Source organism: Acinetobacter sp. YH12100 (genome assembly GCF_013419135.1).
Classification (GTDB): Bacteria; Pseudomonadota; Gammaproteobacteria; order Pseudomonadales; family Moraxellaceae; genus Acinetobacter; species Acinetobacter pseudolwoffii.
Map to the genome: position 1 here is coordinate 158,280 of NZ_VPAQ01000001.1, position 13,545 is coordinate 171,824.

Below are 13,545 nucleotides of genomic sequence, written 5' to 3' on the forward strand. Positions count from 1 at the left end.
TGCTCCCTAGCCTTACATAATTAGATGACGATTTTATAACAGCTTAAAATAAGTACAGATATTCGGTATTTTTCTGATGAATCTACCTATAGAATTGATCACTCTATGACTCAAAAATAAAAAAAAGGAGATCATTTCGATCTCCTTTTTTCACACCACCATCACTTATGCAATGGGTGGCGTATAAGTACCATCAGCAATTGAATCTTTGATACGATCCGCTTCTGCAAGCACCAGTGCCAGCAAGTTCTTCACGTTATCCAGCGTTGCAACCGGGCTTAAAGTCGTCATTTTCAAGGATTGAACCTGAGCGACTTTCGTCACACCAATATTCGCTTCACCACGTGCAAACAGCTCATCTGCCACGTTCTGGTTCAGTGTATCTAAAAGTTCAACCGGATAGCCCGCTGGAACCACACGGAACAGTACCGAGGCAAATTGCGGCTCAAGCAGAAGCTCCAGACCATCAGTCACTTTAATATAATCTGCCACATCACGCGTCAAACCAACACCGTGATCGATCATTGAACCATAAAGCTCTTCGCCTAATGCTTCAACCGTCATCCACAATTTCAACGCATCAAAACGACGCGTGGTTTGTAGTGACTTCGATACCAGGTTCGGCACACCATGTTCTTCATCATAGGCAGAGTTCAAGTACTCCGCTTCATAATGCATGAAACGATAGTTTGCTTCGTCTTTCAGCAAGAACGCGCCACACGAAATGGTCTGGAAATAATGCTTATGGAAATCGAGCGTAATCGAATCAGACAGCTCGATACCATCTAACATATCGCGATGATCGTTAGACAGAATTAAAGCACCACCCCAAGCTGCATCGATGTGCATCCACGCGCCATATTGGTTGGTGATTTCACGGACTTTCTTCAGTGGATCGATTGCACCTGCATCGGTAGTACCCGCAGTTGCCACCACACATGCCACGATTTTGCCTTCGTTTTGAAGGTGTGCCATGGTTTTTTCCAGTGCGTCCATGTCCATGCGCGCATTTTCATCGACAGGAACAGTCACCACTGACTGGAAACCCATGCCCATCATCGCCATGTTCTTTTGCACAGAGAAATGTGCATTTTCAGAACAGATGACTTTGACATTACGCATCGCATCCGCAGGAATACCATCACGTTGAACCGACCACGGCTTACCGTTTTCGTCTTTCCAGTTTTTCGCGATGCAAGCATCACGTGCCAGCAGTACGCCCATCAGGTTAGACTGTGTACCACCAGAGGTGAATACGCCTGCCTGACCTGCGCCATAGCCTACTTTTTGACGTAACCAATCGATTAACTGAACTTCCATCAATGAACCGGCCGGGCTTTGATCCCATGAGTCCATTGACTGGTTGGTTGCGTTAATCAGTACTTCCGCAATCTGGCTGGTCACCATGGTTGGACAATGCAAATGCGCAAGCGAATGCGGATGATGAACTTTTAAACTTTTATTCAGAAAAAGTTCAACCATACGCTCTAAAGATTTCTCTACACCCAACCCCTGTTTAGAAGGATTAAACGCAATCGCGCTGCGCAGCTCGTTAATGCTGCCACCCGTGTACATTTTGTCATTTTGCAACCATGCTGCAACCGCTTTGGTCGCTTGATCCATGGCTGACTGGTAGTCAGCGATGGATGCAGCATCATTACAAAGTAAAGCTTTACGATGTTCTGCAAAATCTACCATGAATTATGCGCCTCGAACTGCAACAAGAGCTTCAGCAACTGCTTTCTTAAAGCGAGCAATCACTTCAACACATTCGTCATGCGTGATGATCAATGGGCAAAGTAAACGAATTACCGTACCGTTACGACCACCTTTCTCAAGCAATAATTTATTGTTGAAACATGCCGTCTGGATCGCTGCTGCCAATTGACCATCAGCAGGTAAAGAACCCATGTGATCTGCCTTTTGGCGCTCGTCCACAATTTCAACACCAATCATCAAACCGCGACCGCGCACGTTACCAATACATGGGAATTCGGCAGCTAATTTTTTAATCTCAGCTTGCAGGAAATCACCGCGTTCTTGGGCATTTTGCGCTAGGTTTTGTTCTTTAATGGTATTGATCGTTGCAAGACCTGTACCCATTGCCAACTGGTTACCACGGAACGTACCGGTATGACCTGCTGGCTGCCAAGCATCAAACTTACGTTTAATACCGAGTACTGCGAGCGGCAAGCTACCACCAACAGCTTTAGACATCACCACCACATCAGGTTCGATGCCCGCATGTTCAAAGGCAAACATTTTACCTGAACGTGCAAAGCCCGCTTGAACTTCATCAAGAATCAACACGATGTTGTGCTTTTCAGTCACTTCACGGATTTTCTTCAACCATTTCACAGGTGCAGTTACCACACCGCCTTCCCCTTGAATTGCTTCAAGAATCACAGCTGCCGGTTTAGTCACGCCGCTTTCTACATCTTCAATGAAGTTTTCAAAGAAATACGTTAAAGCGTCAACACCCGCTTCACCACCAAGACCCAATGGGCAACGGTATTCATGCGGATACGGCATGAATTGAACGCCTGGCATCAAACCGTTAACTGCGTTTTTCGCAGACAGGTTACCGGTCATGGCCAATGCACCATGCGTCATACCGTGATAGCCACCAGAGAAGCTGATCACCGAGCTACGACCGGTAAAGGTTTTCGCAAGTTTGATGGCTGCTTCTGTTGCATCTGCACCGGATGGGCCACAGAACTGCAAGCAGTATTCTTCTTGACCACCTGGAAGATAAGAAAGAAGTGCTTCAGTAAAAGCATCTTTTAAAGGCGTAGTTAAATCCAGTGTATGCAATGGCAAGCCGCTTGCAATTGTATCCTGGATACTTTGAATGACTGCAGGATGATTATGGCCCAATGCCAACGTCCCTGCCCCAGCTAAACAATCAAGGTACTCAGTACCTTCAACATCGGTAACCCAGCAACCTTGTGCTTTTGCTATCGCTAACGGTAATTTACGTGGATAACTACGCACATTCGATTCCATCTGACTTTGGCGAGTCAAGTAGTATTCGTTTGTGGAATTGGTGGCAGGGTTTACAGAAGTAACGCTCATATCGAATTACCATCTCTGATATGGGTGAAAGAAATAAGTCTGGTGACGTTTGGTCCTTTGACTCGGCGCTTTATAAAGAGGTTCTAGCTAGCAGTTTGTATTTAAATAACTAGGAGGCGGATGATACCGAATTTTTCAGGAAAATAAACAACTTTCAGTCGCATTTTGTCCTAATCTTTATCGAAAAAAAACATCACACCAACCTATAGCCTGAATGATCATCTTACAGTGTGACAGCAGAAAGAAAAGCGGGTTCTTTTATGCTTTTTTGTAGCACAGCTAACATTCAGGCAAAAAAGCTTAAAATCCACCATTAAGCACTTAATTATTAACGATAAACATAAATCAAGTAAGAGTGTAAAATGAAAGAAAATTTAACACTCTTACCACAAATATTTCGTAAAAAGATCACAATTGAGATTTAATATTTTAACAACGGCTTAGATGGCCAATTTTAAGAAAAACAGGACAATTTCATGCGTCTCTTAGCACTTACCAGTTTTATCCTTGCATCTACCTTGGCCACAGGCGCATTTGCAGCTCCGGCCGAATCGCTGAATTACAATGTTGTGAATCTTTCAGCAGAGGCCAGTCGTGAAATCTCGAATGATGAAATGCATGCCGTGCTTTATATTGAAAAATCCAACAAACAGCCAGCTGAATTGGCTACACAAATTAACCAGCTAATGAATCAGGCCATTGCCACAGCGCGCAAATATCCAACTGTGAAAATCGAGACGGGCGCACAAAGCACTTACCCTATTTATGACAATGATAACCGCAAATTGAAAGAATGGCGTGGACGTGCCCAGATTCGTCTGGAATCGAAAAATTTTAAAGCAGCGTCTCAACTGATTGCTGAATTACAACAGCACTTCCAGACCCAGTCGATTAACTTCAAAGTTTCAGACGAAAAGCGCAAAAAAGTCGAAAATGAGCTGATGATTGAAGCCTCTAAAAACTTCCAGCAACGCGCACAGGCACTGACTCAAGCCTGGAACAAACCGAGTTATCAACTGGTAAACTTAAATCTGAATACCAATAACTATTCACCACAACCTGTACCGCGTATGGCCATGATGAAAGCTGCATCGGCGGATATGGCTGTTCCAGAGCAGGAAGTTGCTGCGGGTGAATCGCAAATGACGGTGAGTGCCAATGGTGCGATTCAGTTTAAATAAGATTTCATCATATTATTCGGATTTTTAAGAACCACCCTTTTGGGTGGTTTTCTATCATTTGAATATTCTTTAATAATCAAGGCTACAAATTCATACAAACTCAGGTAGGAATTGAGGTTTGACCGGTTTAGAGTAACGGACATTTGTACCAATCCTCTCTGCTCATGTCTCTTGACCAACTGAATCTTTACCTGTTTCATATCCTAAATGTACCTGAACACGCCTCGATCTGGATGATCCAATATGCCTCCCTGATTGCGCATGATCTGGTTTATCTCTTTCTGCTGATTTTTGCTATTGCCTGGTTCCGTGGCAGTTATGAAGTAAAAACTGGCATTATCAAGGCATTTATTTTTACAGCAATTACCTTGTCGATCAGCGAGGTATTGTCCGCGATCCTGAATACCCCACGTCCGTTTGTAATAGATATTGGTCGCACCCTGATCGAACATGCACCTACAGGTTCTTTTCCCAGCAATCATATGAGTATTTTTAGTGGGATTGCCCTATCTTGTTATTTTTCATCACAACGTGATTTGGGAAGAATTCTAATCTGGACAGCTTGGCTAGTAGCTTGGTCACGTGTTTATGTCGGTGTGCATTTTCCGATGGATATGCTGGGTGCATTCCTGATTGCAATAACAGTAAATTTAGCTGGATTACCATTGTGGTGGAAATATCAGGATAAACTCATGCAGTTTATTTTAACTATTCATCAGTCACTGTTTGCGCCATTAATCCGGATGGGCTGGATTAAATAAATCGCATTAAGATGTCATAAAAAATCCCGCTCGAAAGCGGGATTTTTTATGATTGAAATTTAAATCTGAATGACTTAGTAAATCGCCATATGATTGCGGTGAATCATCTCGAGTGAACGTGCTTCACCTAGAACCTGATGCACTTTATCAGAAGCCAGACCACGTACAATATCTGCCGAACGCGAACTAAAGTTAACACGACCGACTGCAATTCGGTGACCTTGTGTATCCACACATTCCACCACATCACCGCGCTCAAAATGTCCTTCAACCGCTTTGACGCCGACAGGCAACAAGCTACGATGATTGTCTTTAATGGCCTTTACCGCACCATCATCAATTACCAAACGACCTGCCGTTTGCAGGTGTGCTGCCAACCATTGCTGATGCGCGGTCATCCGATCTTTGTCAGTCACAAACAAGGTTCCTAACAATTCACCAGACATCAGACGAGATAGCACAGCATCACTATCACCGCTTGCAATTAAGGTCGGACAACCGGACTTTGCCGCCAGTCGTGCAGCACGAACTTTGGTCAGCATGCCGCCGCGACCAAATTTACCACCACCACCGGCCATCTCAAACAGGCTCTCATCCATCGCACGTACCGTATGGAACAGTTTGGCATCTGGATTCGAGCGTGGATCTGAGTCAAACATACCTTCCTGATCGGTTAAGATAATCAGAAGATCGGCATGCACCTGACCTGCCACCATGGCAGCCAGCGTGTCGTTATCACCAAAGCGGATTTCATCGGTAGAAACGGTATCATTTTCATTAATCACCGGAATCACGCGCCAGTCAATCAGGTTCTGCAAAGCATCACATGAATTGAGATAGCGGCGGCGATCTGCCAGATCATCATGGGTCAATAATACCTGCGCCGTTCGAATCTGGTGTTTCTCCAGTACGCTTGACCAGGTATGAATCAGGCCCATCTGACCAATGGCAGCACAAGCCTGAAGACTGGGTAGATCGGTGGGTCGATTCTCAAGTTTCATTCGCACCATACCTTCAGCCACAGCACCGGAAGACACCAGAATAATCTCGTGTCCTGCATTGTGTAGATCTGCGATTTGTCCCGCCCAGTGCGAGATGGCATCTAAATCTAAACCTTGTCCGTTTGCTGTGAGTAAAGATGATCCGATTTTAACAACGATTCGTTTACAACCCTTGAGCTGACGCTGCCCATCTACCACTTCTATCATCTTGTCCTCAGACTCTTCTCTCAGAGATTAGCGTACGTAGTACACTTCCACATCACTATCATCATCGCCATCTTCATCATCTTCATCGTCGCCCAGAATACCGGCAAGACGTTGCTGACGACGCATCTCACGATACGCTTCTTTTGCAGCGATGGTTTGTTCACGTGTTTCAGCTTCAAGCTGATCACGGAATGCTTTCATTTCTGCTGCATATTCTTGATCTTCAGCTTCGCGTTCACGCTGCTCTTCGATCTGATCCATCAGGTAGTAAACCACGTCTTTGGTACCTTCAGCGGTTAAGCCAGAAGTTTCAAAAACCGGGCCTTCCCACTGCAATTCTTCAAGAATATGAGTACACCATTCTTCACGTGTTTCTTCAGCCAATTGGTCGACTTTATTCAGCACCAATACGATCGGCAGTTTTGAAAGTGTTGGGGAGAAATTTTCTAACTCTTTCATAATTGCTTTAGCATTATGTGCCGGATCTGAGCCATCAATCGGTTGTACATCAACGATGTGTAACAAGATACGGGTACGTGCCAGATGCTTCAGGAAGCGAATCCCCAGACCTGCACCTTCAGATGCACCTTCAATCAGACCCGGAATATCGGCCATCACGAATGAACGGTGACTATCGGCATCGACCACACCCAGGTTTGGCACCATGGTGGTAAATGGATAATCTGCCACTTTTGGTTTTGCCGCCGATACTGCACGAATGAAGGTTGATTTACCCGCATTTGGCATACCCAGCAAGCCCACATCTGCCAGAACTTTAAGCTCCAGACGGATTTCACGGAATTCGCCTTTTTGACCATGCGTACACTTACGTGGTGAACGGTTGGTCGATGATTTAAAGTGCGTATTTCCTAAACCACCGTCACCGCCTGCTGCCACTTTCACGCGTTGACCATCTTCGATCAAATCGCCAATAATGTCGCCAGACTCAACATCTACAATTGTTGTTCCGACTGGAACTTTTAATACGGTGTCTTCACCGCCACGACCAGCACAGTTCGCCCCACGGCCATTTTTTGCTCGTTCTGCACGGAATTTACGTGTATAACGATAATCAACTAGCGTACTGGTGTTGTCGTCAGCCTGTATATAAATACTGCCACCACGACCACCATCACCACCATCTGGACCACCAAATGGCACGAATTTTTCACGGCGAAAACTGGCTACGCCATTGCCACCGTCGCCAGCCTCTACGGTAATGACTGCTTCATCAACAAAGCGCATATTGCCAATCCTCTAAAAACTTTAAAACCCCATATTCTGCCATATTTTAAAGAATTTCTCGACTATATTTATATGCTATTCCATGAAGATCGCTTATTTAATCCTGTCATGTTATTGAACAGCCATTAATTTTTGATAAGTTTCAAAACTAAGCTCTATGCTTTTGTTTTAATATACTTTTTAATGATCACTTGATTGTTTTTAATTATTTCTGCTTTGTCGTGCAACTGCCTATAGTGCAGGCAATGTTAAAAGAGTCGGGCCTATGAGCAATTCAGAAAGGAAATCTGTCAGTCCATTGTCATCACAATTTGTATTATTGATGGCAATGGCATGTGGCTTATGTGCAGGCTCTGCCTATTTTAACCAGCCTCTGATCTATTCAATCGAGAAAAGTCTGGGCATTAGTACCAGTCAGGCCGGTTTTGCCGTGGTGATTGCACAGATTGGTTATGTCCTCGGCTTAATGCTTTTGGTTCCTTTGGGAGACTTTCTGAATAAACGCAAACTGATCGTTAACCTGATGGTCTTTGCAGCCATTTCGCAGATATTGCTTTCATTCAGTACGACTTTATCAATGTTATATCTGTTTACCTTGTGTGCCACCTTTGGCGCAATCTCGGCGCAGATCTTAATTCCTTTTGCATCGACCATTAGCCCACCTGAATCCAGCGCTGCTACAGTGGGTAAGCTGATGAGTGGGTTGGTGATGGGAATTATTCTGTCACGTACCTTTGCCGGCTTTGTTTCCACTTACTGGTCTTGGGAAGGTGTGTATTTATCCAGCGGTGTGATCACCTTGCTCTTTGCAGCACTCATGTGGAAAAAACTACCCGATACTCAAGCTCAGGCAGGCTTAACTATTGGTGACATTTACCGCTCTTTGTTTAGCCTTGCAGGTCAGAATCCACATTTAATCCGGCGTGCCTGTGCGGGTGCCTTGGGTTTTGGAATTTTATCGATGATCTTTACCTCGATGACTTTTGTATTAGGCAATGCACCTTATTATTTCACCGATTTCGAAATTGGGTTATTTGGCTTACTGGGCGTGATCGGGATTTATTCATCAAGCTGGTCAGGCAAAACCGTAGGACAAGGTAGAGAAAATCTGGTCGCCAAGCTATGCATTGTCCTGATGTTCGGCTCTACACTGCCCTTATATTTTGCCCAGCACAATATTGTAATCTATGCGATTGGTGTGCTGATGGCCTACTTTGGTCTGACAGCCTTCCATGTTTTGAATCAGAATCTGGTTTATCGGATTGATCTTAAATCGCGTTCACGTATTAATGCAGTCTATATGACGATTTACTTTAGTGGTGCCGCTTTAGGTTCGCTTGGTGCAGTCTATGCCTGGGAGCAGTTTGAATGGATCGGTTGCGTGATCCTTGGCTTTATTTTCTCGATTGGAATTTTACTGATTGATCGCTTGGATTTTAAGAAAATGCAAAATGCTTGATTCACAAAGGAATAAATCGATCAGTTTATTCCTTTTGGTAAAGTACATACTTCATTAACTCTGTTCTAAGATTAGAATTTTGTTCTCGATGAATACTACCTAATTGAGGTGTAATATTCGCGATATGTTCCAAATTTTCACTACCAACCAGTGCGTTATATCTTACATAGTTAAGCAAACATTGATTTTGAAATCTCCTAATTTGGTCTTTTAATTCTCCATCAGATATTGCTTTACCTAAAAATTTAAAAGCATCTTCTTGCTCATTAAATATAGATATAAATTTTTTATTCAATATTTTTATACTTTCATTTCGATCAGGTTTATAAATTAAATAATTACATATTTGATTACTAAGATGCTCAAGCTCAACAAGTTGAATAACTAGTCCTTTACAATAATTAGCAATTACTTCTACCCCTTTCTGCTCTCGCCAACTGGTATAGGTCATTAATATTGCAAGCGGTGCAAAGATCGTTGCTGACCAAAGCAAGAGATTGGTCGCTAAAGCAATATCAACATCTAAAAGTTTGAAGATTGCATAAATCGCAATGCATAAAACTAAAATGATTGCATACACTGCCAGTAAAGTAGCCAACAGATTTTCTGACTTTTTCATCTCTTGCTACCCCAAAAGCAATTTAGCTTCTATTTGGCAACACGTTGTTTATTTTCCAAAATTTCCGGTAAACCACGTTCAATCCAGTGAATCATTTGCATCACTTTATCCGCAGCTTGTGAACCGGTAATGGTCAACTGATATTCCACTTTGGGCGGCACAACCGGATAAACCGTTCTGAGCACAAAACCATCTTGTTCCAGCACTTTTAAAGTCTGGGAGAGCATCTTTTCACTCACTCCTTCAATCCGTTGTTTCAGTTCACTAAAACGATGCACACCTTCACTCAGGCAACGCAACACCAAGACCGACCATTTATTGGAAAGATGCTCCAATATTTCACGTGATGGACATTCAGTTGATAAAACCTGCCCTAGTAACGGACTAATTGCATAATTTGTCATAAATCTATCTCGGGATTTTATTACTTACTGATTTTAATATACTTACTCTTTGTAAGCTAACAGATTAATATTTCGTCAGCAAGCTGATTTACATTTCGTGATTGAATCGAATCCACCCGACTTCAATAAAAAATAAGTATAAAAAAAGAGCCTCCATAGAGACTCTTTTTTAAACTACATCAACAAATTATGCATTTGTTTCTGCAGGAACTTTAGGATAGCTTACGCCGCCCATTTGTTCAGCAATACGTAATACCTGGCAGCTATAACCCACTTCGTTATCGTACCAAACATAAGCAGTTAAACGGTTGCCTGAAGTGATTGTTGCTTGCGCGTCAAATACACCTGCAGTGCGTGAACCAATAAAGTCAGAAGAGACCACTTCAGTCGAGTTGGTATAACCGATTTGACCTTGAAGGATCGAACCGATTGAAATCTGACGAATATATTCGTTTACTTCATCACGATCAACGTCTTGACCTAAAGTCAGGTTAAGAATTGCAAGTGATACATTTGGCGTAGGAACACGTACAGAATTACCGGTCAATTTACCTTGAAGTGCTGGCAGCGCTTTAGCAACTGCTTTCGCTGCGCCAGTTTCAGTAATAACCATGTTCAATGTTGCAGCACGGCCACGACGGTCCGCTTTATGGTAGTTATCGATCAAGTTCTGGTCGTTTGTGAACGAGTGAACTGTTTCAACATGACCATTTAACACGGTGTATTTATCATGCAATACTTTCAGTGTTGGAGTAATTGCGTTAGTCGTACAGCTTGCAGCAGAGATGATGCTATCTTCAGCAAGGATGTCCGCCTGGTTCACACCGTAAACCACATTCTTCATGTCACCTTTACCAGGTGCAGTCAAAATAACACGAGCAGCGCCCGGGCATTTCAGGTGTTGAGCAAGACCTTCAGCATCACGCCATTTACCAGTGTTGTCGATTACAAGTGCATTGTTAATACCATATGCTGTGTAATCCACTTCAGAAGGATTAGACGCATAGATCACTTTAATGAAGTTACCGTTTGCAATAATTGCTTCGTTTTCTTCATCTACAGAAATCGTGCCTGCAAATGGGCCATGAATCGAGTCACGACGCAGTAGAGATGCACGTTTTTCCAAATCACCATCAGATGATTTACGAACCACGATTGCTTTCAGGCTAAGACCGCGACCCAGACCTGATTGACCAATCATCAAACGTGCCAGGATACGACCGATACGACCGAAACCATAAAGAACTACGTCTTTATGTTCTACAGCAGCAGCATTACCTTCTAGAGATTTAACAGCGTCTGCAACAAATGCATCGATGTCGCCGCCTTTTTCTTTAAATTCAACAGCAAGTTTACCTAGATCAACTTCAGCAGAACCGATGTTCTCAACTTTCGCCAATGCTTCAAGAATTGGGAATGTATTTACAACCGAAAGTTCAACATCGAGTACGCGAGTACGGCGGTGTGCTTTCAAGATCTGAATCACAGAACGGTTAATTAAAGAGCGACCATAAACTGTAGCTACAATATTTTTTTCACGATATAACTGACCAACAAGGGCAATCATGCGTTCCGCAAGTTCTTCACGGTTTTTCCAGCGACCTTGGTGCTCTGCATGTAGGGCAACGATAGTGTCTTTGCTCACAGATACGTCCTCTAATTAATTGTAAATCTAGGCATAAATTTCAAAACCCCATAATTGTAATGGAATTGGAGGCAACTTTGAATCAAAAGCTCACCGAGACGAGTGGTTTTTAACGTATATTCACTATAAATCTGGGAAATAGTTGCAATTAGCTAAATGATTTTGCATTCAAAAATTTTAAAAGCATGCGTTTTCCCGTACGGAGCAGAAATTTGTTAAATGTTGTTTATTCATTCGATCTCTTTTTAATTTTAAGAGTCTAGTCGATCCTGATAGTTTGCCAGATTTTTTTTAAGCGCTAATTGCTGTTTACGCTGCTTAAATAGATGCAGAATTCCTTCAATCACCAGCACCAATACGGCAAGCCAAATTGGAATATAAGTCAGCCACTCGCCAGCTTCCACACGCTCCCCCAAAGCCATCGAGGCAAAGGCCAACAGCACAGGTTCCAGATAACTCAACAATCCAAAGATCACAAAGGGTAAATATCGGCTGGCGAGAATATAGCTACCGAGTCCCAGTGCGCTCAAAAAACCCAGTACCAATACTGCCCAGATCAAATGAGAATGATTTAACATGAGCTGCATCGAGTCGCTATAAATAAAACCCAGATAAAATGCAGCGGGCAAAATCAGAAATAGATCCCACCAGAAGCCCCCCAAATGATCCGTAGCAAATTTACGCCGCATGAAAAAATACAAAGGATAGGCCAAAGCCACATAGACCGTTTCCCATGCGATTGAACCAATTCGCCAGATCTCATGCCCTACACCCAATACCGCCAAAGCGACAGCGACCATCTGGAATGATGACAATTTTTCTTTATAGAGCATACAGCCGACCAGCACCATCACCAGAGGCAATAAAAAATAACCGAGTGAGACTTCTAGGCCACGGCCATTGATAGGGCCCCACAAGAACAGCCATAACTGTGTGGTACATAACAAAGAGCTGATCAGCAGCCAGATCAACAAGGCAGGTTGCTGCAAAACCCGCTTAAAGATACTGCTGATATGTTGCAGATCACCCGACCACCACATAAAGGCAGTTAAAAACGGAATCGTGGCCAGCATACGCCAGGCAAAGGTCTGTTCACTATCTAAAGGCTGTAAGAAAGGCGTAAATACATAGAGCACCCCGAAAACCACCGAGGCCAATACAGATAACGCAATGCCTTTATACATAGTCAAACTCTACTTTCATTCGCCGGCATTATAACGATTAGTACACTAGAAAGCTTGATGCTTCATCTATTTAAAGTGAAATCACTACCCTACTTTGAAATATATTTTTGCTCATAAAAATAAAAAACCATGCCTAAGCATGGTTTCGATTAAGAAGATATTTCTATCTTTGCGTTTGTTTGGTATGAATCACATCACTCAGGTCATAACCCACAGACTGTGCATATTGCAAATATTCGTTTACAACATTTTTATCTAATTGCGGATTACGTGATAGTATCCACATATACTTGCGTTTCGGCTCACCCACCAGAACGGTCTGATAATTATCATCCAGCTTTAATACCCAGTAATCACCACGGCCAATCGGAATCCAGCGGATTGCTTCAGGCAGGAAGCTGACTTTTAATTTGGTATTTTGCGGTGGATCTTGCACAAATGCCTCACCCAAGGATTGGGTGGGCTGACCATCTTTTTTCATACAGCGGTTATCGACCACAATATTGCCATTTTCATTTAAGGTATAGGTTGCAGTGACATCACGATCACATTTATTTTGAAAAGACAAAGGCTTGCGCGCCACTTCATACCAAGTCCCCAAATAACGGTCCAGTTCTACTTTTTCAACAGTGGCTAATGGCTCATTTTGCGCATAGGCCATCGTCGCCGCGCCCAAACCAAGAAGAACCGCACTACCCACAGCAATTTTTGCCAGCTTCAATCCATTACCTGAAGAATTTTGAGTTGTCATAAAAATACCTATT

At 43.1% G+C, this 13,545-nt stretch carries 12 protein-coding genes; 3 read left to right on the plus strand and 9 right to left on the minus strand.

All coding sequences use genetic code 11. From position 1 onward, the window contains the following. Positions 1–165: 165 nt before the first annotated feature. Positions 166–1,698, minus strand: coding sequence for an aspartate aminotransferase family protein (locus FTU40_RS00900; RefSeq protein WP_005096455.1), 1,533 nt, complete (start codon positions 1,696–1,698; stop codon positions 166–168). Between the two features lie 3 nt (positions 1,699–1,701). Beyond that, positions 1,702–3,075, minus strand: coding sequence for a diaminobutyrate--2-oxoglutarate transaminase (locus FTU40_RS00905; protein ID WP_005096454.1), 1,374 nt, complete (start codon positions 3,073–3,075; stop codon positions 1,702–1,704). Between the two features lie 476 nt (positions 3,076–3,551). On the opposite strand from FTU40_RS00905, the gene FTU40_RS00910 reads away from it, so the two are divergent. Next, the gene (locus FTU40_RS00910; RefSeq protein WP_180039422.1) at positions 3,552–4,256 is read left to right on the plus strand and encodes an SIMPL domain-containing protein; all 705 of its coding nucleotides are present in this window, start codon (positions 3,552–3,554) and stop codon (positions 4,254–4,256) included. A 164-nt stretch (positions 4,257–4,420) separates the two neighbouring features. Further along, positions 4,421–5,017 carry a phosphatase PAP2 family protein gene (locus FTU40_RS00915; RefSeq protein WP_005096450.1) on the plus strand — a complete coding sequence of 199 codons (597 nt, stop codon included), beginning with the start codon at positions 4,421–4,423 and terminating at the stop codon, positions 5,015–5,017. 74 nt (positions 5,018–5,091) lie between these two features. On the opposite strand, the gene proB is transcribed toward FTU40_RS00915, so the two are convergent. Both proB and cgtA read right to left on the minus strand, forming a co-directional pair. Beyond that, positions 5,092–6,225, minus strand: coding sequence for a glutamate 5-kinase (gene proB, locus FTU40_RS00920; protein ID WP_005096449.1), 1,134 nt, complete (start codon positions 6,223–6,225; stop codon positions 5,092–5,094). A gap of 27 nt (positions 6,226–6,252) precedes the next feature. Next, complete coding sequence (cgtA, locus tag FTU40_RS00925) at positions 6,253–7,470, minus strand: Obg family GTPase CgtA (protein WP_005096448.1); 1,218 nt, start codon at positions 7,468–7,470, stop codon at positions 6,253–6,255. A 265-nt stretch (positions 7,471–7,735) separates the two neighbouring features. Between cgtA and FTU40_RS00930 the strand changes: the two genes are divergently transcribed. After that, a complete protein-coding gene (locus FTU40_RS00930) occupies positions 7,736–8,929 on the plus strand; it encodes an MFS transporter (protein ID WP_074383014.1) in 1,194 nt (397 codons plus the stop codon). 25 nt (positions 8,930–8,954) lie between these two features. Here the strand turns inward: FTU40_RS00930 and FTU40_RS15175 are convergent, their stop codons facing one another. From FTU40_RS15175 to FTU40_RS00955, 5 genes are all read right to left on the minus strand, one after another. Further along, on the minus strand, positions 8,955–9,548 hold the full coding sequence (locus tag FTU40_RS15175) for a hypothetical protein (protein ID WP_005096445.1): 594 nt from the start codon (positions 9,546–9,548) through the stop codon (positions 8,955–8,957). A gap of 29 nt (positions 9,549–9,577) precedes the next feature. Beyond that, positions 9,578–9,952 (minus strand): helix-turn-helix domain-containing protein, encoded by a 375-nt coding sequence (locus FTU40_RS00940; RefSeq protein WP_180039424.1) that lies wholly within the window; start codon positions 9,950–9,952, stop codon positions 9,578–9,580. A 187-nt stretch (positions 9,953–10,139) separates the two neighbouring features. Further along, positions 10,140–11,597, minus strand: coding sequence for a glyceraldehyde-3-phosphate dehydrogenase (locus tag FTU40_RS00945; RefSeq protein ID WP_005096443.1), 1,458 nt, complete (start codon positions 11,595–11,597; stop codon positions 10,140–10,142). 251 nt (positions 11,598–11,848) lie between these two features. Then, entirely contained in the window at positions 11,849–12,781 is a 933-nt protein-coding gene (rarD, locus tag FTU40_RS00950; RefSeq protein ID WP_074383018.1) for an EamA family transporter RarD, read from the minus strand. 163 nt (positions 12,782–12,944) lie between these two features. After that, complete coding sequence (locus FTU40_RS00955) at positions 12,945–13,532, minus strand: lipocalin family protein (RefSeq protein ID WP_180039426.1); 588 nt, start codon at positions 13,530–13,532, stop codon at positions 12,945–12,947. Between the last annotated feature and the right edge of the window lie 13 nt (positions 13,533–13,545).

What these genes read in the sequence shown, in the direction of transcription:
- FTU40_RS00910 (WP_180039422.1), top strand. Translation starts at nt 3,552, where the DNA reads ATGCGTCTCTTAGCACTTACCAGTTTTATCCTTGCATCTACCTTGGCC.
- FTU40_RS00940 (WP_180039424.1), bottom strand. Translation starts at nt 9,952, where the DNA reads ATGACAAATTATGCAATTAGTCCGTTACTAGGGCAGGTTTTATCAACT.
- FTU40_RS00915 (WP_005096450.1), top strand. Translation starts at nt 4,421, where the DNA reads ATGTCTCTTGACCAACTGAATCTTTACCTGTTTCATATCCTAAATGTA.
- FTU40_RS15175 (WP_005096445.1), bottom strand. Translation starts at nt 9,548, where the DNA reads ATGAAAAAGTCAGAAAATCTGTTGGCTACTTTACTGGCAGTGTATGCA.
- FTU40_RS00955 (WP_180039426.1), bottom strand. Translation starts at nt 13,532, where the DNA reads ATGACAACTCAAAATTCTTCAGGTAATGGATTGAAGCTGGCAAAAATT.
- cgtA (WP_005096448.1), bottom strand. Translation starts at nt 7,470, where the DNA reads ATGCGCTTTGTTGATGAAGCAGTCATTACCGTAGAGGCTGGCGACGGT.
- rarD (WP_074383018.1), bottom strand. Translation starts at nt 12,781, where the DNA reads ATGTATAAAGGCATTGCGTTATCTGTATTGGCCTCGGTGGTTTTCGGG.
- FTU40_RS00900 (WP_005096455.1), bottom strand. Translation starts at nt 1,698, where the DNA reads ATGGTAGATTTTGCAGAACATCGTAAAGCTTTACTTTGTAATGATGCT.
- FTU40_RS00930 (WP_074383014.1), top strand. Translation starts at nt 7,736, where the DNA reads ATGAGCAATTCAGAAAGGAAATCTGTCAGTCCATTGTCATCACAATTT.
- proB (WP_005096449.1), bottom strand. Translation starts at nt 6,225, where the DNA reads ATGATAGAAGTGGTAGATGGGCAGCGTCAGCTCAAGGGTTGTAAACGA.
- FTU40_RS00905 (WP_005096454.1), bottom strand. Translation starts at nt 3,075, where the DNA reads ATGAGCGTTACTTCTGTAAACCCTGCCACCAATTCCACAAACGAATAC.